This window comes from Kribbella orskensis, from assembly GCF_004342085.1.
Taxonomy (GTDB): Bacteria; Actinomycetota; Actinomycetes; order Propionibacteriales; family Kribbellaceae; genus Kribbella; species Kribbella orskensis.
In genome coordinates, this window is sequence record NZ_SLWM01000023.1 from 44873 (window position 1) to 63977 (window position 19105).

The following is a 19105-nucleotide window of genomic DNA, read 5'->3' on the forward strand; positions in this document are numbered from 1 at the left end:
GCGTTGAAGGATCCGCCCACCGCCTGCGGTGGCTGGAGGTCTGGTATCCGCAACGCGTCCCAAGGTGACTGTTGCTTCGCGCAACACGAACGTCCTCGTTGTGACGTCCCTCAGGCAAGCATCCGGGAGTGTGCCATGCAATCCCTTGTCGCGACCCGAAGTGAGTTGCTAGACCGCCGCAGGCGGGCGGTCTTCGTCGCTCAAGGCCGGGATCTGCTCAAAGACAAGAGAACGGCGCTGGTGCGGGAGTTCCGCCACCACCAGACCGAGCTCCTGGACGGGCTGGAGCGGCTGCGCAACCTCGCGGTCCAAGCCCGGCAGCGTCTTGACCAGGCCACCGCGGTCTACGGCCCGGAGGCACTCGCATCGGGTGCCCTGGCCGCCGCGACCGGGATCGGCGCGGATCTGCGATCCCGGACTGTGGCCGGCGTCCACGTGTTCGACCTGCGTCACGATCCGGTACGCCGCAGCCCAGCCACCCGCGGCTGGGCGCCTTCCCTGGTATCGGCCCACCTCGACACCGTCGCGCTCGCCTACGAGGAACAGCTGGAGTGGCTGCTGGACCTGTGTGCGGTCGAGTTGAGCGTGCGCCGTCTGGCCACGGAGATCGAGCGGACCACCAAACAAGTCAATGCCTTGGACAACATCGTGCTCCCCCAGCTCCACGACGAAGCGCGCCGGATCGCGCTGACGCTGGACGAGCGCGAACGCGAGGAGCACGCCCGGCTCAGGCGAGCCCGCACCCGCCGGGCCTCCCGCGATGCCACGAGTGACGGACCCGAGCGCACCTGGAGCGCCGCATGAGCCGCACGCACGACAGCAGCGAAACAACGGACCGTGCGACGCCGCACGAGTTGGTGCGGGACCTTGAGAACTCGATCGCCGCCCGGCTGGCCGCGGCGGACCAAGCCCGCGATGAGGTGGCACTAGCTCAGGTGCAGGCGGATCACCTCATCGCCGAGGCCGAAGCGCAGGCGGCGGAGGAGGCGCGGCAACGAGCAGCCGCGATCCTGTCCGCCGCCCGCGCCGAGGCCGCCCGGTTGACCCAAGCCGGCATCCGCAGCGCGGCCGACCTGACCTCAGTCGCCGCCCAGCGCCGCGACCAGGACGTCGCCACTGTCGTCGACGCGGTCCTGCCGCAGCCGGCCTGCTCATCGCGGGACGAGGCGAGCTGATCATGATGGTTCCGCTCACCCAGCTCGAGGTCGCCGGGCTCCGACCCAGGTTGGACGACGCGCTCGCAGCCCTGCAGGAACTGCGGCTGGCCGAAGTCGTGACCATCGTCGATCCCGGCGAGACTCCGTCTGATCTGGCCGACCTGATCGTCCGCACCGACGCCGTGCGCGCCCTGGCCGACCAGCCGGCGATCGGCGCTGTGCTGGGTGATGCCGCGCTCCGGACCACCCTCGACCACCTCGAACCCGAGGTGGCGAAGCTGCTGGCCGAGGAAGAGGAGCTACGCGGCGAGGCTGAGGCCCTGCCCCGCTCCATCGAAGCCCTTGACGCGCTGCAGCCGCTCGTTCCCGAACTGGGTCGGTTGAACGACCGGCAGCTGGCGAACCTGGGTCTGGCCAGCATGGCGCTGGTTCTCGACGACCCGGACCTGCGGATCGTCCCCGAGTTGACCCGGCAACTCGCCGAGCTGCTCGGCCGAGGCCACTTGATGGTGACCTCGGCGGCGACGCCCGGCAGCCCGGTTGGCTGCCTACTCGTTCTTCGCCGCGCCAACCTGCCCGACGTCAACGCACTGCTCGGCACGGAGCGCATCGTCGAGGTAGGTGTCCCCGCCGCCTACGCCGGCAAGTCCCTGCGCGCGACCGTCGAGGCGATGCGGAGGCGACTCACCGCATTGCCCGGCGAACGCGACCGCGTGCGGGCCCAGCTGGCCGCCACGGTCAAACCGGTCGCGGGGTCGCTGCACGCCACCAGCGCCGACCTGCGGGCCCGCGCCGAACGCGCTGTCGCAGCCACGCAGGCGGACCTGTCCTCGCGCACGTTCGTCCTCAGGCTCTGGGTCCCGGCCAAACAGACCGCACGGGTCGAGCGGGCACTGGCCGACCGGCTCGGTCCGGCCGTCGCCGTCGAGCGCCTCGACACCCGTGCACACGCCGAAGACCAACCAGTACTGCTGCGGAACCCGACCAGCTGGCAGCCATTCCAGCAGTTGGTCGGGCTCTTGTCCTGGCCGGCGCGCGGCGACTTGGACCCCACAGGGCTGACAGCGCTGGCACTGCCGATCTTCTTCGGCGTGATGGTTGGCGACGTCGTCTACGGCGCCCTCCTACTGGGCGCCGGATGGTGGCTCAGACTGCACTGGCCAAAGAGGACCACCATCAGTGAAGTAGGCCGGGTCGTGGCGCTCGGCGGAGCTTGGACGGTCCTGTTCGGTCTTCTGTACGGCGAAGCGCTCGGCAGCTTGGGTCACAGCATCGGCATGCCAGCGCTCTGGTTCTACCGAGGCGGCCCGACCGCGCTCCAGCCGTTGCTGCTGTTCTCTCTGGCCATCGGCCTCATCCACGTCGTCTTGGGCTTGCTGCTGGGTGTCTGGACAGCCGCCCGCGGACACCACCACCGGCATCTGGCCTCGAAAGCAGGCACCTTGCTCGTGCTCGCCGGGCTATTCGGGTTGGCCGGTGTCGCTGCCGCGGGATTCCCCCCGGAGGTACTGACCCCTGCGGTTGCGGCGCTCGTCGTGGGTGTCGTTGTGGCCTGCGTGTCCCAGGGCGCGCTCGGGCTGCTGCTGGGCCCCCTCGATCTGCTCGGCACCCTCGGCAACGTCTTGTCCTACCTGCGGCTCGCGGCGGTCGGTCTCGCCTCTACCTACCTCGCCGAGGTCGCCAACCAGCTCGGAACCAGGGGACCGCTGCTGCTCGGACTCCTCGTCGCCACCCTGTTCCATGCGCTGAACCTCGCCCTCGCGGCCTTCAGTCCGACGATCCAGGCGCTCCGGCTGCACTACGTCGAGTTCTTCGGACAGTTCTACGAAGGCGGCGGCCGACTCTTCGCACCTCTGGGCGGTTCCGTTGCCCAGGGCCCCGAGTCCGAGAGCGTCACTGCGCTGCCCTCCCCCGCCCTCACTTCACCCGAGCCGGTTCCGGCAGGGTCGCCTGTCTGAAAGGACAAACATCATGGAACTCGGACTTATCGCCCTCGCCGCCGGCCTCGCTGTCGGCCTGTCCGCATTGGCCACTGGCTACGCCCAGGCGCGGATCGGGGCCGCAGCCATGGGCGCGGTGGCGGAGAAACCTGAGCTGACCGGCCGCGCGATCCTGCTCGTGGCCATCCCGGAGACGTTGGTCATCCTCGGGTTCGCGGTCGCAGCGATGATCATCTTGCTGCTCGGGGGCAAGTGATGGCGCTGCGCGACCTGCTCACCGCGCTGGAGGAAGAAGGAGCAGCAGAACACGAGAAGGCCCAACAGGACCGACGCCGACAGGCAGCTCAGATAGTCGCCGATGCCCGTGAACGCGGAGCCCGGGTCCGAGCGGACGCTGTGACTGCGGCCGAGACCGCCGCCCAGCAGGGGGCAGAGAGTCTGTTGATCGCAGCCCGTTCGGGTGCCCGCAGGGCAGTGCGAACCGCCCGGGACGACGCGCTGGCGGAGGTCCTCGGGAAGGTCCGGGAACAGCTGCTCACCCTCCCGGGCAGCCTGGCCGGCGCGAAGGCCGCAGTCGCCTGCGTGGACGAAGTACTCGCCGCGCTGCCTCACGCCACCACGCTCCGCGTCCACCCGGCCGACGCCGCGACGCTACGCCCTGACGTGTCGGCGAAGCTGGTCGCCGACCTCGGGACAGGTGGCGCCATCGCCGAGGACGACGAGGGCCGCTGCGTCGACAACACCTACCTCACTCGGCTGGCGAACACCTGGCCGGAGATCAGGGCCGGACTGAGCCGCTCCTGGGAGCAGGGCGCATGACGGCCCGCGCCGACTTCATCGCCGGCAACACCCGGCTCAGGGCGCGGCTGCCGGCCCTACTCGGCCCAGTCGACTACGACCAGCTGGCCGGCGTCTCCCGCGAGGCGGCCGCCGAACGGCTCGCCGCGTCGACCTACCGTCCCTACCTGAACCGCGACCAAGTGGGCGACCGCCGGCTCCTGGAGGCGGTCGGCCGGCGGCTGCGCGACCTGCTGCGCGGAGTCCGGGGACTCTACGCCGGCACGGCCGGTACCGCGGTCGGGGTGCTGCTGGCCCGGCACGACCTGCTAGACACCCTTGCGCTGCTGCGCGGCGCGCGTACCGGGCAGCCCGCAGCCGTCCGGCTTGCCGCGGTGATGGGTGTCGGTGCGCTCGACCAGCGAACCGCGGCCGACATCGCCGCGGCACCTGACGGCGCGAGCGCGGTCCTGCGGCTGGCGGCACACCGGCTCCCCGATCCGCTGACCGCCCGAGCGCTTCCCGCGGCTTGGGAGCACTACGAGCTGAACGGCGACCCCGACGACTTCGAGACGACCGTCGCGGCGGCCGCGATCGACGGCTGGACCGACCGGCTGGAATGGGTCGGCCGGGCCGCCCGCCCCATCCTGGAGCTGATCCAGGCCGAGTGCGACCGGGCCAATCTGCTCGCCGTACTGCGCGACCCGGCGCTGGAGACACCGCGGCTCCTACCCACAGGGCTGGTCTCCGTGGCTGCGCTGCTGGCCGCCCGGCAAGGCGATCCGCAGCCCGCTGTGGCCGCCCGCCCGGGCTGGCGGCAACCTCTTGAACAGCACCTCCGCGACGAAGACCTCGCTGCGCTCGAATGGGATCTGGACGTCGCCGTGTGGCGCCAGGGCGTGCGCGGCGTGCGACGCGGCGACCCCCTCGGTGCAGACATCCCCGTCGGCTACGTGCTGGCCGCCGAATGCGAGGCGCGCACCGTCCGGCTCCTGCTCGCCGGCATCGCCCCCACCTACGACGTCCGAGACCTGCTCGTCCGATGAAGACGACGTCGCCCAGAACAGACCAGCCCATGGCCGATGCACTCGTCGTCGCTACACCCGCAACCGCCACTGGCTTCCGTCTCGGCGGCGCGCGAACCGTCACCGCCGCCGACGCCGACCAGACCATCGCCGCGGTCACCCAAGGGATCGCCGACGGCCAGACCGCGGTCATCGCCGTCCACGGAGCACTTTGGTCGCTCGTCACAGCACCGATCCGCGCGACCTGGACCAAACAGGCCTCCCCGCTCATCCTCAGCCTCCCCGACGAGGACGGCGACGTCTCCGCAGCCAAGGACGCCGCGCTGCGCGACCTGCTGGCCCGCGCGATCGGCTACCAGATCACCTTCACCCCCAGCGGAGGCACGCCATGACTACGACCAGACAACACAGCGGTTCCGCGACACGAGATCGCAGAGGCGCGGCCAGACAGGTGATCACCGACACCGGCCGAGTAGCCAGGATCTCCGGCCCGGTGGTCAGCGCCACCGACCTGCCCCACACCCGCCTGTTCGACGTGGTGCGGGTCGGCACCGAACAACTGCTGGGCGAGGTCATCAAGATCGACGGCGACCTGGTGGTGATGCAGGTCTTCGAAGACACCACCGGACTGCAGGTCGGCGAACCGGTCGAAGCGACCGGCGAACCGCTGTACGCCGAACTCGGACCCGGGCTGCTCGGCGGCATCCTCGACGGCACCCAGCGGTCGCTGGAGAACCTGAGCACCGACGGCAACCTGTACATCGCCAGAGGCGCCGACCCGCCACGGCTCGACCGCGACCGCCGCTGGGATTTCCGGCCGGCCGTCGAGGTCGGGGATCGGGTCGGGGCTGGCGACCTGCTCGGATCCGTCCCGGAGGGACGAGCGATCGAGCACCGGATTCTGGTGCCCCCAGGTATGGCCGGCATCATCAGCGCGATCCGGCCCGGCCCGGCCACAATCCTCGACCCGGTGGTCGACATCGACGGGCTTCCGGTTGCGATGATGCGCCGGTGGCCGCTGCGCCGCGCGCGTCCGGTCGCGAACCGGCTGCCGCTCACCGTGCCGCTGATCACCGGCCAGCGGGTCCTCGACCTGCTCTTCCCGGTCGCCCGCGGCGGCAGCGCCATCATCCCCGGGGGTTTCGGGACCGGCAAGACCGTGCTGGAACAGGCCCTGGCGAAATTCTCGACCGCCGACATCGTCGTCTACGTCGGCTGCGGCGAACGCGGCAACGAACTCACCGAGGTGCTCGAACAGTTCCCTCAGCTGACCGATCCGCGCACCGGCGCCCCGCTGATGGAACGCACCGTCTTGATCGCGAACACCTCCAACATGCCGGTCGCCGCCCGCGAAGCCAGCATCTACAGCGGCATCACGATCGCCGAGTACTACCGCGACCAGGGCTACGACGTCGCCATGATGGCCGACTCGACCAGTCGCTGGGGCGAGGCGCTGCGCGAGGTGTCGAGCCGGCTGGAGGAGATGCCCGCCGAGGACGGCTACCCCGCCTACCTGGCCACCCGGCTGGCCGGGTTCTACGAACGGGCGGGCGCGGTCCAGTGCCTCGGCGCACCGCCGCGCACCGGGTCGGTGACGATCGTCGGCGCCGTCTCACCGGCCGGCGGTGACTTCTCCGAGCCCATCACCCAGAACAGCCTGCGGCTCGCCGGCTGCTTCTGGGCACTCGACACCGCCCTGTCGCGGCAGCGTCACTTTCCCGCCGTGAACTGGCTGCGGAGCTTCTCCCAGTACGGCCTGGACGAATGGTTCGACCGGGAGGTCGGCGCCGACTGGTCGCCACTGCGCCGCTGGGCGTCAGCAGCCCTGCAAGACGAGGGCGCCTTGCAGGAAGTGGTGTCGCTGCTCGGCGTCGAAGCGCTGGCCGCCGAGCAACGGATCACCCTGCGCATCGGGCAGGCGTTGCGTGAGGACCTGCTCCAACAGTCCTCGTTCGACGATCTCGACGCGTCCTGCCCGCCCCAGCGGCTCCTGGCCATGCTGCGCGTCGTCCACGAGGCCGGTGCCGCGATGAGCGCCGCGCTTCAGCGGGGCGTCGCCATCACCGACATCACCGCCACGAGCGTGCTGGCCGACCTCGGCCGGATGCGCCGCTGGCCCCCCGAGAACGTCGACGAATCCGCCACCCGCCTCATCGAGCGGATGGCCGAAGAAATGAGCTCGCTGTGACCACCGCCGAAGCCCACGCTTCCCCCTTCACCGTCGGTCACCGCACCGTGACCCGGGTTGCCGGACCCCTGATCATCGTGGACGGTATGGACGGCGTCGGTTACGGCGAACTGGTCGAGGTCGAGACCGGCGACGGGCCCGTCCGCGAAGGCCAGGTGCTCGAGCTCGACGGCTCCCTGGCCGTCGTCCAGGTCTTCGGCGGAACCGTCGGCATCGGACGCCGCGAAACCGCCGTCCTCACCCGCGGCCGCGCCGCACGGACCGGCGTGGGCGCCGACTACTTCGGACGGGTCCTCGACGGCGGCGGCCGGCCACGCGACCGCGGCCCGCAACCGGTCCCGGACGACTACCGCCACGTCAACGGCCTGCCACTCAACCCGATCACCCGCACCCACCCCGACCAGTTCATCGAGACCGGCGTGTCGGCGATCGATGGACTCGTCACGTTGGTCCGCGGCCAGAAACTGCCGATCTTCTCCGGCGCCGGGCTGCCCGCGAACGGCCTCGCCGCAAGGATCGCGGCCCAGGCACGCGTGCCTGGCGACGACGCCGAGGTCGTGGTCATCTTCGCCGCCATGGGCGTCACCCGCCGGGAGGCGGAGTTCTTCCGCGCCGAGTTCCTGACCGGAGGCGCCGCCGCCCGCAGCGTCCTACTGCTCAACCTGGCCGACGACCCCACCATCGAGCGCCTGCTGACGCCCCGGGTCGCGCTCACCATGGCCGAATACCTGGCGTTCGAGCAGCACCGGCACGTCCTCGTCGTGATGACCGACATGACCGCCTACTGCGAAGCGCTACGGGAGATCTCCGCCGCCCGGGAGGAGATGCCTGGCCGCCGCGGGTACCCCGGCTACATGTACACCGACCTGGCCTCACTGTATGAACGGGCCGGCCGAGTCCGCGGCGGCACCGGATCGCTGACCCAGCTGATGATCCTCACCATGCCCGACGACGACATCACCCACCCGATCCCCGACCTCACCGGCTACATCACCGAAGGCCAGATCGTGCTGTCGCGTGATCTCGATCGGCAAGGCATCGAACCACCGATCGACGTGCTGCCGTCACTGTCACGCCTGATGAACGCAGGCATCGGCGCCGGAAAGACCCGCGACGACCACCGAGGCCTGGCCGACCAGCTGTACGCCTGCTACGCCCGCGGCCGCGAGGTCCGCCGCCTGATGTCCATCGTCGGCGAGAGCGGCCTGCCGCCCGAGGACCGACGCTACCTTGCCTTCGCCGCCGCGTTCGAGACCATCTACCTCGACCAGGGACCGGAGCGCCGCATCCTGACCGACACCCTCGAACTGGGATGGCAACTGCTCTCCCCCTTCCCTGCAGGAGAGCTCAAGCGCGTCAGCGCTGAACAGCTCGCGCTCTACCACCACGAGGCTACGGAGACGATGGCCGGCGCCTGATGGAGATACCCCTCCTCATCTGGCACTGACGATCCTCGGGAGCATCATGGCCCGCTTCAAGGTTCCCGCCCTGACCAGCAGAAGGTGTTGCTCTACGGCCGGGCTTTTCGTGCCCGGGTAGCTCCCTTGAACGAGACAGTTGCCATGTCGCGCTTCCATTCCCTCCGTCCGGCAGGAACATGCCGGACGATCTCGCCGCCTACCCCATGTGCGCCGTTCCGGGCCCCTGCGACCTGCCCACGGCGATCATGTTGCCCCGTGAACCTGCGAAACGTGATCAGGGAGTCCAGGCAATCCTCAGGGTTGCCAGGCCGGGTCGGCAGAACCGACGGGTAGTCCGCCCCAATCAGTTTGCGCCGAACCGGCCGTTTCGTCGGGCGTGGTCACGCTTGCGTCGGCCAGGAGCTGTGCCGTAGCGGTCAGTCCGCTGGGCAACTTCGATCGACCCGGTGAGACTGGTCCACCGGTCTGCTCGAGCTCGCGCACCTTCTGGAGGTCGGCCGCGGCGGGAACCCGTGAGCCGCTTCTCGCGGCGGGTGACGCAGTGGTCGTCGGGTCAGCGCCGGCGGTTGGCTTGGGGTTCTCGGCCGGTGTCGATCGTTCCAGGAACCGGAGAAGTTCGACCGGGAAGGGCAGAACCAGTGTCGAGTTCTTCTCCGCGGCGACCTCGACGACGGTCTGTAACAGGCGCAATTGGAGGGCGGCCGGATGTTCCGACATCACCTCGGCGGCCTGCCCCAGTTTCTCGGAGGCCTGTAGTTCGCCGTCGGCGGTGATGATGCGGGCCCGGCGCTCTCGCTCCGCCTCGGCTTGCCGCGACATCGACCGCTTCATCGTCTCCGGTAGTGCGACATCCTTGATCTCCACCCGCTCGATGTGGACGCCCCAGTCCAAAGCGGGACTGTCGATCATCAACTCCATGCCCTGGTTGAGGCGCTCCCGGTTGGACAGCAGATCGTCCAGGTCGCTCTTGCCGATGATCGATCGCAGGGAGGTCTGCGCGACCTGGCCGATGGCAGAGATGTAGTCCTGTACGTCGACGGCCGCGCGCACCGGGTCGATCACGCTGAAGTAGACGACCGCGTCGACGCGAACCGTCACGTTGTCGCGGGTGATGCCGTCCTGCGCGGGCACGGACATCGTGATGATCTGCATGTTGACCTTCTGCAACCGGTCAGCGATCGGCACCAGCACGGCAAGCCCCGGGCCGCGCACCTCCGGACGAACCTGCCCGAACCGGAACACCACACCGCGCTCGAACTGCTTGACCACACGGATGGAAGCCGCCGCTCCGATCAGACCGACCGCCAAGGCAATGAGCAGTACATAAAGGATGATCATTTCTTCTCCGATTGAAGGCGCCCGCGGTCTCGTCGATACCAAACTCGACGACCGACGGGCATGCTGCCGAGAATCTCGTTCCTCCTCCGCCTTTCACCCTGCTGATCCGGCGGTCCAACGCCACCGGTCGGGCATTTCAGCGGGCTTCGCCGCGGCCAGCTGTGGCGCCTGCTCGGCGAGAAACGCTGACGGTGGCGATCGCGGACATGGCCCGCGCGCTGCCCCGGACTCACGAACCACGGCGCACCTCCTGGTGCCTCACGCGCTCTGTGGAGCGATCTGCACATTTATATCGTAACACGATATACTTGGATCAGTACCGGTTCATTGCAACCACTGAGGACGGATCAATGCAGCCCAAGGCGACGGACGACGAGCAGGTGGCAGAACCGCTGACGAAGGCGGATTTCGAGGCGTTGGCGCGCTTCCGTTTCGGCATCCGTCGCTATCTGCGCTTCAGTGAGCAGACGGTCCGCAGCCATGGCCTGACTCCGCAGCAGTATCAACTGCTGCTGGCACTGAAGGGGTTTCCCGGCCGCGAGTGGGCAACAATGAGCGAGCTGGCCGACCGCCTTCAGTTGCGCCACCACAGCGTTGGCGAGCTGGTGAACCGGGCACAGGCTCAAGGGCTGCTGCACCGTGCCGCCCACCCGAGCGACGCACGTGCTGTCCGGGTGGAACTGACGCAGCCCGGGCAGAGCGCGCTTGGGCGTCTGAGCGCGCTGCACCGCGACGAGCTCCGGCGCATGGGTACCGCGCTGACGGTGCCGGACTGGGGCGAGACCCCGGACGGTGCGGCATGACGCGCCGCGACATCCGGGTCCGCAGGATCTACGACCCGGCCGAAGCCGGCGACGGCATCCGGGTGCTCGTGGACCGCGTGTGGCCGCGTGGGATACGCAAGGAGGCCGCCGCCCTCGATGAATGGGTCAAGGACGTCGCTCCCTCGACCGAACTGCGAAAGTGGTATGGCCACGTCCCGGAGAAGTTCGCGCAGTTCGAGGCGCGCTACCGCGACGAGCTGGCCACCCCCGTCGCACGAACAGCGCTCGACCACCTGCGCACGCTGGCCGAAGACGATGCCCTCACACTGCTGACCGCAACCAGGGACGTCGACCACAGCCAGGCAGCGGTACTGGCCACCCTACTGCGGGAACCGCGTTGACATCCCGGCCAGAAGACTGGCAATGCGGGTCTACCGCACGCTGACTGAGGAACCGAGGTTCACGTCGGGGCCGGCGGTGAGGCTCGGTTGAGACGGGTGACGATGGGCCTGATCACGTTGTGCAGCTCCGCCGGTTCCTCGATGTCGAAATCGAAGCCGAGCAGCGCGATCCAGACCGCCAGCTGTTCAAGGGACGGCGAGCCTACGATCAATCGGCAGGTGCGGTCGTCGATCGGCTCCACCACGCCCGCCGTCGGCGGAACCACCTCATGCACCTGCGCCGCCGGTGAGTGCACGACGAAGCGGCCCTGAACGCGGTAGACCGAGGTCGAGATACTGGTCGAAGTGAGCCGCGCGACGTCCTCGTCGGACAGCTCGCGCGCCTTGAACCGCGGACCGGTCGGGATGCGCGGGGACATCCGGTCCACCCGGAAGGTCCGCCAGTCTTCACGATCGATGTCCCAGGCAACGAGGTACCAGCGACGACCGGTATGGACGAGCCGGTGGGGCTCAGTAGTGCGGACAGTCGACGCACCGACCTTGTCGTGGTAGTCGAACCGCAGCCGCTGATGGTCTCGGCAGACCGCCGCGACCGCGGTCAGCACCTCCGGGTCGACTGTCGGCGCACCACCGACCAGCGGAATCGTCATCTGCTGCAGGGAGTTCACCCGATGGCGGAGCCGCGATGGCAGCACCTGTTCGAGCTTGGCCAGAGCACGCAGCGAGGTCTCCGCGATCCCCGCAACGGTGCCGCCGGCCGCGGTCCGCAAACCGACCGCCACCGCGACGGCCTCCTCGTCGTCCAGTAGCAGCGGCGGCAGTTGCGCACCCGCTCCCAGTTGGTAACCCCCGGCGACACCAAGCGTCGCATTCACCGGATAGCCCAGGTTGCGCAGCTTGTCGACGTCGCGACGCACCGTCCGGACCGTCACATCGAGCCGCTCAGCGAGCTGCAAGCCGGTCCAGTCCCGCTGCGACTGCAACAACGAGAGCAGCTTGAGTAGCCGCCCAGAGGTCTCGATCATGATCGGAATTCTGCCATCGAAAGAGGACCGAAGTTGTCCTGCTTCGATTCTAGGGTGGAGATATGGACAACATGGACATCCGCCCCTTCCGCATCGACATCCCGCAGGGTGACATCGACGACCTCCACTCTCGGCTCGCCGGCACCCGCTGGCCCGCCGAGCTCCCCGGGTCCGGCTGGGAACGCGGAGTACCCACGTCATATCTGAAGGAGCTCGCGGACTACTGGGCCGCGTCGTACGACTGGCGCAAGCACGAGGCCGAGCTGAACAGCTACCCGCAGTTCGTCACCACCATCGACGGAGAGGATGTCCACTTCCTGCACGTCCGATCGACCGTCGAGAGCGCGACTCCCCTCCTGCTGGTACACGGCTGGCCAGGCTCGGTCGTCGAGTTCCTCGACCTGATCGGTCCACTGACCAACCCGGTCGAGTACGGCGGCGACGACGCCGACGCCTTCCACGTGGTGATCCCGTCTCATCCCGGGCATGGCTTCTCAGGCCCTATCTCCAAGACCGGCTGGACCGACGGACGTACCGCCGCTGCCTTTGCCGTATTGATGGACCGGCTGGGCTACGAACGGTACGCCGCGCAGGGTGGCGACGTGGGCGCGTTCATCCTGCCGGCGCTCGGGCGGCTCGCTCCGGACCAGGTGATCGGGATCCACGTCAACGCGCACGTAACCTTCCCGACCGGCGATCCGGAAGACATGGCTGCACTCACCGAGTCCGAACGAGGGCGGCTCGCCGCGTTCAAGGACTTCCAGGACGACAAGTCCGGGTACATGCAGATCCAAGGGACCCGGCCGTTGACAGCTTCGTACGGCCTGATCGACTCACCGATCGCGCAGTTGGCCTGGATCACGGAGAAGTTCAAGGACTGGACCGATCCGAAGGCCGAACTCCCCGACGACGCGGTCGATCGCGACAGGCTCCTGACAAACATCAGCATCTACTGGTTCACCGGTACGGCGCTGTCATCGGCCAACGCGTACTACGAACGGTTCCACGACGCCTCCGCCTGGGCACCAAAGGAGCGCTCGACCGTGCCGACAGCAGTGGCGGTCTTCACCACCGACGTGGCGATTCGCCGATTCGCCGAGAAGACCGACACCATCGTGCGGTGGACCGAATTCGAGCGTGGCGGCCACTTCGCGGCGATGGAGGCACCCGACCTACTGCTGGGCGACGTCCGCAAATTCGTCCGCTCGCTGACGTAGTTGCCGTCAGAGCTACTGATCCGGGCGGTTCTTGATCTGCAAGCCAGGACGGCGCCGATGGACTGTCAAGTAGGACAATCCATCGGCGCCGGCGGTGATGTTACGGGTCGAACCGTGCGGCAACCAGACGAGGTTGCCCTCGGCAACCGACTGCAGGTCGTCCGGCGTGCCGACGGTGCCGGCTCCCGCGACAGCCACGAGCAGCACGTCGAGGTCCGGTTCGGTGTGAGTGTCGACGCGCCGCCCGGGCGGCAGATGGATGAGGTTCGCATCGAGTTGCCGTCCCGGTTCAGACAGCGTCCACCTGGCACCTCCCGACACGCGTGGGTCGTCGACCAGCTCGTGCACGTCGGCCAGGATCCGCACTGTCGGCTGATCTGCCGGGGTCGCCACCGCGGGCGGTTCGCGAGTGTCCTCAGGCATCGACGGCGACCCTCCCGATCCGGACCCGCCATTCCTCGGGCCCGGTCTGCAGATAGTCCCAACTGAACGCGCCGGAGTGAATGGCTTCGAACTCCCGGCGCAGTGGCTTGGGATCGTGACTGTTGACCAGGATGAACGCCTCCCCAGGCGCCAGGCCGGCATAGCGGGCAAAGACCCGCGGGTGACGACCACCCCGCGCGATCTTGCGGACGTCGATCACCGTCGGCTCCTCGACCTGCTCCCCGGCGAGGTAGGCCCGCAGGTCCGTGGCCAGCAGTGAAGGATTCACGCTAGGCAACGCGGCCAGCGCGGGGAGCAGCACCGACTCCTCGAGCCGGAGGTGAAGATCCAGCGCCGCCGCGATCGTCGCGCTGATCCGCGCCGCTTCGACCGCGCCGGCCGCAGCCAGATCGTCGATCTGGGCGTTCAGCGTCGCGGCCCCGATGCGAAGAGCATCCACCAGCAGCCGCGTCTCAGCATCACCGGCCGCAGGTGCATACAGATCCCGGTCGGCCGCGGCGAGGTACTGGCGCAGCTCCTGGAGGCAGAAGTCGACCAACTCCGGAGAAGCCGACTGATCGCCGCCGGCAACCGGCTGCAGCTCCGCCAGCCCAGCTCGCAACCGCTCGTGGACCTCGTGGACCACACCGCGGGCGATGACGTCCGGATCGGTTTCGGTCGCCTGGATGAAGATCTCCGCAGCAGGCATGGCGCCACTCTCCTCACATCACTATTTCGAATGATTATTACATGTGATATTTGTAGTAATTACAAGCGCCTGGTGAGGAGTCAGCTGTGACCTACGTGATAGCCATGCCCTGTGTCGACCTGAAGGACCTGGCATGCGTCGAGGAGTGCCCGGTCGACTGCATCTACGAGGGCGGGCGCTCCCTGTACATCCATCCGGACGAGTGCATCGACTGCGGCGCGTGTGAACCGGTGTGCCCGGTCGAGGCCATTTTCTACGAGGACGACCTGCCCGACCAGTGGAAGGACTACCAGGGGGCGAACGCAGGATTCTTCGATGACCTCGGATCCCCCGGCGGGGCCTTCAAGACAGGTGTGATCCAGCATGACCACCCCCTCATCGCGGCGCTGCCGCCGCAGGATCAGGGAGGCTGACACCATGACCAGAGTTGACCGGGACGACGCAGACAAGCCACGACGGGAGGCAGTGCTCGAAGCGCTGCGCGCCTCCGACGATCCGCTAGGTGTCACCGAACTCGCCGAACGGCTCGGCATTCACCCCAATACGGTCCGCTTCCACCTGGACGCGCTGGTGACGCAGGGTTTGGTCGACCGCAAGCTGGAGGAGCCATCCGGCCGGGGCCGGCCTCGAACCGTTCACGCACCACATCCGGGGATGGACCGTGGTGGGCGGCGTCAGTACCACCTGCTGGCCAAGATCCTCCTTGGACAGTTGTCCACGAGTCCCGATGCGGGCGCCGCTGCCGAGGCCGCAGGCCGCAGCTGGGGCGGCTACCTCGTCGAGCAGGTCGCCCCGTCCCATCAGATCGGCGCCGCCGAGGCCACCCAACGACTGACCGCGATGATGACCGATCTGGGCTTCGCGCCCGAGCCGGCCGAAGACGACCGCATCAGGTTGCGCCACTGCCCCTTCCTCGAACTCGCCGAGGAGTACTCGTCGACCTTGTGTCCCTTGCACCTGGGTCTGATGCGAGGCGCTCTCACCGAGATCCGTGCACCGATCGCGGCGACCCGCCTCGAGCCGTTCGCCGAGCCAGATGCCTGCCTTGTCCACCTTTCCCCCACTCACCGCCAGGCGGCGGCCAAGAGTCCGAAGCAGCGTCGCCCAAGGAGCACATGATGTACCTCACCAGGATCGGCACCACACCGCGACGCCGGGCTCCCATTCCCGGAGGCCCGACGATGGAGGTCCTCGTGGCCGCCGGGACCTCCGACAACATCGCCATGGTCCAGGTGTGGATCCCGCCCGGCGGTGGCCTGCCCGAACACGACCACGGACCGTCCGAGATCGTCCTGGTCCACCTGTCGGGCTCGATCGACCTGCAGCAAGGCGACCAGTTGCACAGGCTCGCTCCCGGCGCCGTCGCGCATCTCGCCACCGGGGAACGAGTCAGCCTGCACAACCCGGGCACCGAGCCCGCCGTCATGATGATCGTCGCCTCACCCCCCGAATTCGTCGGCCGAATCGCCCGCTGGCCGGCCGCCTAGGGGCCATCGGCAACGTTTGCCCACTCAGCCATCTTCGCGTGTTCGGCAACGCACGGCTCTAGGAGGAACAGTTGAACGCCGCACCAGCCGCCGCAGCAACCGCCGTCGTCTTCATCTGGCTCGGCATGGTGCTGGCGATCTCCTTCCTGGAGACGCCGCTCAAGTTCCGTGCCCCTGGGGTCGACATTCCCATCGGGCTCGGCATCGGCCGCATCGTATTCCGGGCGCTCAACCGCGTCGAGATCACTTTGGCGCTGGTGACGCTCGTGGCGGTGCTCGTGGGACGGCCGACCAGTGTGGTAGCGACGCTCACCGCGGCCATCCTCATCCTCCTGACCGGACAACTCATCGCCATTCGGCCACAACTCAACCGGCGCTCCGACCGCGTCCTCGCCGGTGAGAACCCGCCCCGCTCGACGGTCCACCTGTACTACGTCGCGCTCGAGGCCGCCAAGGTGGTCGCGTTGGCAGCGCTCGGAATCTGCCTCCTCGTGGCGGGGTGACTCGCGCACTAGTCCGTTGGGTCATCCGCGGTCTTGGTTGTGTCGAGTACCTGTTGATGCGCAAGACGGGTGGTGCGGCCGTCGTCCTCGTCCGCGTCGAGGAGGTTGTCCCGGGGTGCACCGCTGGCGCGGTACTCGTTGATAGCCAGTTCGGGGTGCTTCAAGTCGAAGGCGGGACTCTCGGACCGGATCCGCGGCAGGCTGACGAAGTTGTGCCGCGGTGGCGGGGACGAGGTGGCCCACTCCAGTGACCGGCCCCAGCCCCACGGGTCATCCACCCCGACCAGCGGGGACTTGCGGGACTTGTAGACGTTGTAGAGGAACGGCAACGTTGAGGCGCCGAGGATGAAGGCGCCGACGCTGGACACCTGGTTGAGCGTGGTGAAGCCCTCGTTTGCCCCGTACGACGCGTAGCGCCGCGGCATGCCCTCGACACCCAGCCAGTGCTGCACCAGGAACGTCGTGTGGAAGCCGATGAACAACAGCCAGAAATGGAGTTTGCCCAGCTTCTCGTCGAGCATCCGGCCGGTCATCTTCGGCCACCAGAAGTAGAACCCGGCGAACATCGCGAACACCACTGTCCCGAAGACGACGTAGTGGAAGTGCGCCACCACGAAGTAGGTATCCGTGACCTGATAGTCGAGGACGGGCGAGGCCAGGATGACGCCGGTCAGGCCACCGAAGAGGAACGTCGTCATGAAACCGACCGCCCACAACATCGGCGTATCGAACGAGATCGAGCCGCCCCACATGGTGCCGATCCAGTTGAAGAACTTCACCCCGGTCGGCACCGCGATCAGGAACGACATGAAGGAGAAGAACGGCAAACTGACCGCTCCCGTCGCGAACATGTGGTGCGCCCACACCGTGGCTGACAGTGCGGCGATCGCCAGCGTCGCGGCGACCAGGCCGATGTAGCCGAAGACCGGTTTGCGGCTGAACACCGGCAGGATCTCGGTGATGATGCCGAAGAACGGCAGCGCGATGATGTAGACCTCGGGATGGCCGAAGAACCAGAACAGGTGCTGCCACAGCAGTGGACCACCATTAGCCGCGTCGAAGACGTGAGCCCCGAGGGCCCGATCCGCCTCCAGCATCAGCAGCGCGCCGGCCAGGATCGGGAACGCGATCAGTACCAGCAGCGACGTGACGAGCGTGTTCCAGGTGAAGATCGGCATCCGGAACATCGTCATGCCCGGGGCTCGCAGACAGATGATGGTCGTGACGAAGTTGACCGCACCCAGGATGGTGCCCAGACCGGCCATCCACAGACCCATCACCCACAGATCACCACCGACACCGGGTGAGCGAACCGAGTCGGACAACGGGGCGTAGGCCGTCCAGCCGAAGTCCGCGGCTCCCCCAGGCGTAAGGAATCCACTGAAAGCGATGAGGCCGCCGAACAGGAACAGCCAATAGCTGAACATGTTGAGTCTAGGGAACGCGACGTCGGGCGCGCCGATCTGGATCGGCATGATCACATTGGCGAAGCCGACGAACAGCGGCGTCGCGAACAGCAGCAGCATGATCGTGCCGTGCATCGTGAACAGCTGGTTGTAGACCTCTTCGTTCACGATCTGCAGGCCCGGCTTCGCGAGCTCGGCACGGATCAGCAGCGCCATCACGCCGCCGATCAGGAAGAACGCGAACGACGTGATCAGATACAGGCGGCCGATCAGCTTGTGGTCGGTCGTGGTCAGCCACTTCACCACTGCCCGGCCGACGCGGCGACGAGGTACCGCTGGTGGTACCGGCGGCTCGGCCCGGGCCGTCATCGACCGGATCCGCTGCCGGTGCGCAGTTATCCGCGTCAACTGGTCCAGGAGCGGATCGCCGTCATCGGCTGGAGCCATCCGCCTTCGCCGATTCACCAGTTCGCCGGTGGGTCGCTGGCCGGGAAGGAGTCGATGCCCCACACGTCGACGATGTCCGCCGCAGGTGTCGGGTACCGGTCCTGCGGTGGCGGCGACGTCGGCGGTGGGACCACCGTGTTAGTGGGCTCCCCTGCGACGGGGTCCGGTTGTGAGCCTCGGGACTCCTCGCGGTACTGGCACTGCAGGCAGAGACAGGCCATCGGGATGGCCTCCAGTCGGTCGGAGGGAATGGTGCGACTGCACCGTTGGCAGATCCCGAACGAGCCGATGGCAAGCCGGAACAGAGCGGCGTCGATTTCCGCCAGGACAGTTCCTACTGCCGTCATCAGCGTTGATGTCACCTGACCCGAAGCATCATCATCATTGGCGGCCGTCGTGTCGCACACCAACTGTGTGAGTTGCTCGAGGCGAAACCGGCGCTGCTGCTCGAGCTCAACGCGGAACCGCTGCGAGTCAACAACGCGGCGGCCACGCGGTGCGCTGGGCGGAGCGGCCTGGTCCAGATCACTCATCGAGTTCTCCTCATGCAATCTCGTCAGCGGGATCGTCCAGGTCGTCCGACACCATCGCCTCCCGTGTGCATGGCGCCCACCATGCCGCCTCGAGCGCGGGCTGAGTACGTGTACGCCCGGCCAAGTCAGCGCTCCCCCCTTGCCGGGTACCGGCAACCCCTTATCGAGGCCCGGGATAGGCGAAGGGATCGGAGCGTTGTGTGGGTTATCCAGCCAAGGGCTCTGCCCGTGTTAGCCGTAGAGGTGTTGTCAGCAGCCGGGCGCAATGGGGTTTTGGGTCGAAGGGCCGGCCGGAGTGGGGTTCGTGACGGGCGCGCCGGCCGGCGATACGACGGTCCATACGC

General features: G+C 68.0%; 22 protein-coding genes. 16 read left to right on the plus strand and 6 right to left on the minus strand.

The features are described 5' to 3' along the window. The first annotated feature begins 135 nt into the window (after nt 1-135). From EV644_RS36485 to EV644_RS36525, 9 genes are read left to right on the plus strand one after another with little or no spacing between them, the layout of a single operon-like run. Nucleotides 136-804 carry a V-type ATP synthase subunit D gene (locus EV644_RS36485; protein ID WP_132194932.1) on the plus strand — a complete coding sequence of 223 codons (669 nt, stop codon included), beginning with the start codon at nt 136-138 and terminating at the stop codon, nt 802-804. Next, nucleotides 801-1175 carry a hypothetical protein gene (locus EV644_RS36490; protein WP_132194930.1) on the plus strand — a complete coding sequence of 125 codons (375 nt, stop codon included), beginning with the start codon at nt 801-803 and terminating at the stop codon, nt 1173-1175. The genes EV644_RS36485 and EV644_RS36490 overlap by 4 nt, the downstream gene beginning before the upstream one ends. 2 nt (nt 1176-1177) lie before the next feature. Then, nucleotides 1178-3115 (plus strand): V-type ATPase 116kDa subunit family protein, encoded by a 1938-nt coding sequence (locus tag EV644_RS36495; protein WP_132194928.1) that lies wholly within the window; start codon nt 1178-1180, stop codon nt 3113-3115. Nucleotides 3116-3128: 13 nt separating this feature from the next. Further along, nucleotides 3129-3353, plus strand: a complete 225-nt coding sequence (locus EV644_RS36500) for an ATP synthase subunit C-like protein (RefSeq protein WP_132194926.1) — start codon at nt 3129-3131, stop codon at nt 3351-3353. Further along, nucleotides 3353-3916, plus strand: coding sequence for a V-type ATP synthase subunit E (locus EV644_RS36505; protein ID WP_132194924.1), 564 nt, complete (start codon nt 3353-3355; stop codon nt 3914-3916). Before EV644_RS36500 ends, EV644_RS36505 begins: the two co-directional genes overlap by 1 nt. Further along, complete coding sequence (locus EV644_RS36510) at nt 3913-4920, plus strand: V0D/AC39 family V-type ATPase subunit (protein ID WP_132194922.1); 1008 nt, start codon at nt 3913-3915, stop codon at nt 4918-4920. Before EV644_RS36505 ends, EV644_RS36510 begins: the two co-directional genes overlap by 4 nt. Nucleotides 4921-4949: 29 nt before the next feature. After that, the gene (locus EV644_RS36515) at nt 4950-5291 is read left to right on the plus strand and encodes a V-type ATP synthase subunit F (protein ID WP_158293026.1); all 342 of its coding nucleotides are present in this window, start codon (nt 4950-4952) and stop codon (nt 5289-5291) included. A 59-nt stretch (nt 5292-5350) separates the two neighbouring features. Then, the gene (locus EV644_RS36520) at nt 5351-7087 is read left to right on the plus strand and encodes a V-type ATP synthase subunit A (RefSeq protein ID WP_199240199.1); all 1737 of its coding nucleotides are present in this window, start codon (nt 5351-5353) and stop codon (nt 7085-7087) included. Further along, nucleotides 7084-8505, plus strand: coding sequence for a V-type ATP synthase subunit B (locus EV644_RS36525; protein WP_132194919.1), 1422 nt, complete (start codon nt 7084-7086; stop codon nt 8503-8505). Before EV644_RS36520 ends, EV644_RS36525 begins: the two co-directional genes overlap by 4 nt. Before the next feature lie 297 nt (nt 8506-8802). Here EV644_RS36525 and EV644_RS36530 read toward each other — a convergent pair whose 3' ends face one another. Beyond that, nucleotides 8803-9846 (minus strand): slipin family protein, encoded by a 1044-nt coding sequence (locus EV644_RS36530; RefSeq protein WP_241999274.1) that lies wholly within the window; start codon nt 9844-9846, stop codon nt 8803-8805. Nucleotides 9847-10196: 350 nt separating this feature from the next. Between EV644_RS36530 and EV644_RS36535 the strand changes: the two genes are divergently transcribed. Together EV644_RS36535 and EV644_RS36540 are read left to right on the plus strand one after the other, a co-directional pair. Continuing rightward, nucleotides 10197-10649 carry a MarR family winged helix-turn-helix transcriptional regulator gene (locus EV644_RS36535; RefSeq protein ID WP_132194918.1) on the plus strand — a complete coding sequence of 151 codons (453 nt, stop codon included), beginning with the start codon at nt 10197-10199 and terminating at the stop codon, nt 10647-10649. Next, nucleotides 10646-11011: a DUF488 domain-containing protein gene (locus tag EV644_RS36540; protein WP_132194917.1), complete on the plus strand. Its 366-nt coding sequence runs from the start codon at nt 10646-10648 to the stop codon at nt 11009-11011. The genes EV644_RS36535 and EV644_RS36540 overlap by 4 nt, the downstream gene beginning before the upstream one ends. A 59-nt stretch (nt 11012-11070) precedes the next feature. On the opposite strand, the gene EV644_RS36545 is transcribed toward EV644_RS36540, so the two are convergent. Beyond that, nucleotides 11071-12036 (minus strand): helix-turn-helix transcriptional regulator, encoded by a 966-nt coding sequence (locus tag EV644_RS36545; RefSeq protein ID WP_132194916.1) that lies wholly within the window; start codon nt 12034-12036, stop codon nt 11071-11073. Nucleotides 12037-12098: 62 nt separating this feature from the next. Between EV644_RS36545 and EV644_RS36550 the strand changes: the two genes are divergently transcribed. Further along, entirely contained in the window at nt 12099-13253 is a 1155-nt protein-coding gene (locus EV644_RS36550; protein WP_132194915.1) for an epoxide hydrolase family protein, read from the plus strand. A 12-nt stretch (nt 13254-13265) separates the two neighbouring features. Here EV644_RS36550 and EV644_RS36555 read toward each other — a convergent pair whose 3' ends face one another. Both EV644_RS36555 and EV644_RS36560 read right to left on the minus strand, forming a co-directional pair. Beyond that, nucleotides 13266-13601 carry a hypothetical protein gene (locus EV644_RS36555; protein ID WP_199240200.1) on the minus strand — a complete coding sequence of 112 codons (336 nt, stop codon included), beginning with the start codon at nt 13599-13601 and terminating at the stop codon, nt 13266-13268. Nucleotides 13602-13668: 67 nt separating this feature from the next. After that, nucleotides 13669-14385 carry a DUF2249 domain-containing protein gene (locus tag EV644_RS36560; RefSeq protein ID WP_132194914.1) on the minus strand — a complete coding sequence of 239 codons (717 nt, stop codon included), beginning with the start codon at nt 14383-14385 and terminating at the stop codon, nt 13669-13671. 86 nt (nt 14386-14471) lie between these two features. On the opposite strand from EV644_RS36560, the gene fdxA reads away from it, so the two are divergent. The 4 genes from fdxA to EV644_RS36580 all read left to right on the plus strand — a co-directional run bounded on the left by fdxA (nt 14472) and on the right by EV644_RS36580 (nt 16375). After that, nucleotides 14472-14798: a ferredoxin gene (gene fdxA, locus EV644_RS36565; protein WP_132194912.1), complete on the plus strand. Its 327-nt coding sequence runs from the start codon at nt 14472-14474 to the stop codon at nt 14796-14798. Between the two features lie 4 nt (nt 14799-14802). After that, complete coding sequence (locus EV644_RS36570; RefSeq protein WP_132194910.1) at nt 14803-15504, plus strand: helix-turn-helix transcriptional regulator; 702 nt, start codon at nt 14803-14805, stop codon at nt 15502-15504. After that, complete coding sequence (locus EV644_RS36575) at nt 15501-15872, plus strand: cupin domain-containing protein (RefSeq protein WP_199240201.1); 372 nt, start codon at nt 15501-15503, stop codon at nt 15870-15872. Before EV644_RS36570 ends, EV644_RS36575 begins: the two co-directional genes overlap by 4 nt. 71 nt (nt 15873-15943) lie before the next feature. Beyond that, a complete protein-coding gene (locus tag EV644_RS36580; RefSeq protein ID WP_132194908.1) occupies nt 15944-16375 on the plus strand; it encodes a hypothetical protein in 432 nt (143 codons plus the stop codon). An 8-nt stretch (nt 16376-16383) separates the two neighbouring features. Here EV644_RS36580 and ctaD read toward each other — a convergent pair whose 3' ends face one another. Both ctaD and EV644_RS36590 read right to left on the minus strand, forming a co-directional pair. Further along, nucleotides 16384-18150, minus strand: coding sequence for an aa3-type cytochrome oxidase subunit I (ctaD, locus tag EV644_RS36585; RefSeq protein WP_132195031.1), 1767 nt, complete (start codon nt 18148-18150; stop codon nt 16384-16386). A gap of 92 nt (nt 18151-18242) precedes the next feature. Next, on the minus strand, nt 18243-18761 hold the full coding sequence (locus EV644_RS36590) for a TraR/DksA family transcriptional regulator (RefSeq protein WP_132194906.1): 519 nt from the start codon (nt 18759-18761) through the stop codon (nt 18243-18245). Nucleotides 18762-19105 lie beyond the last annotated feature (344 nt).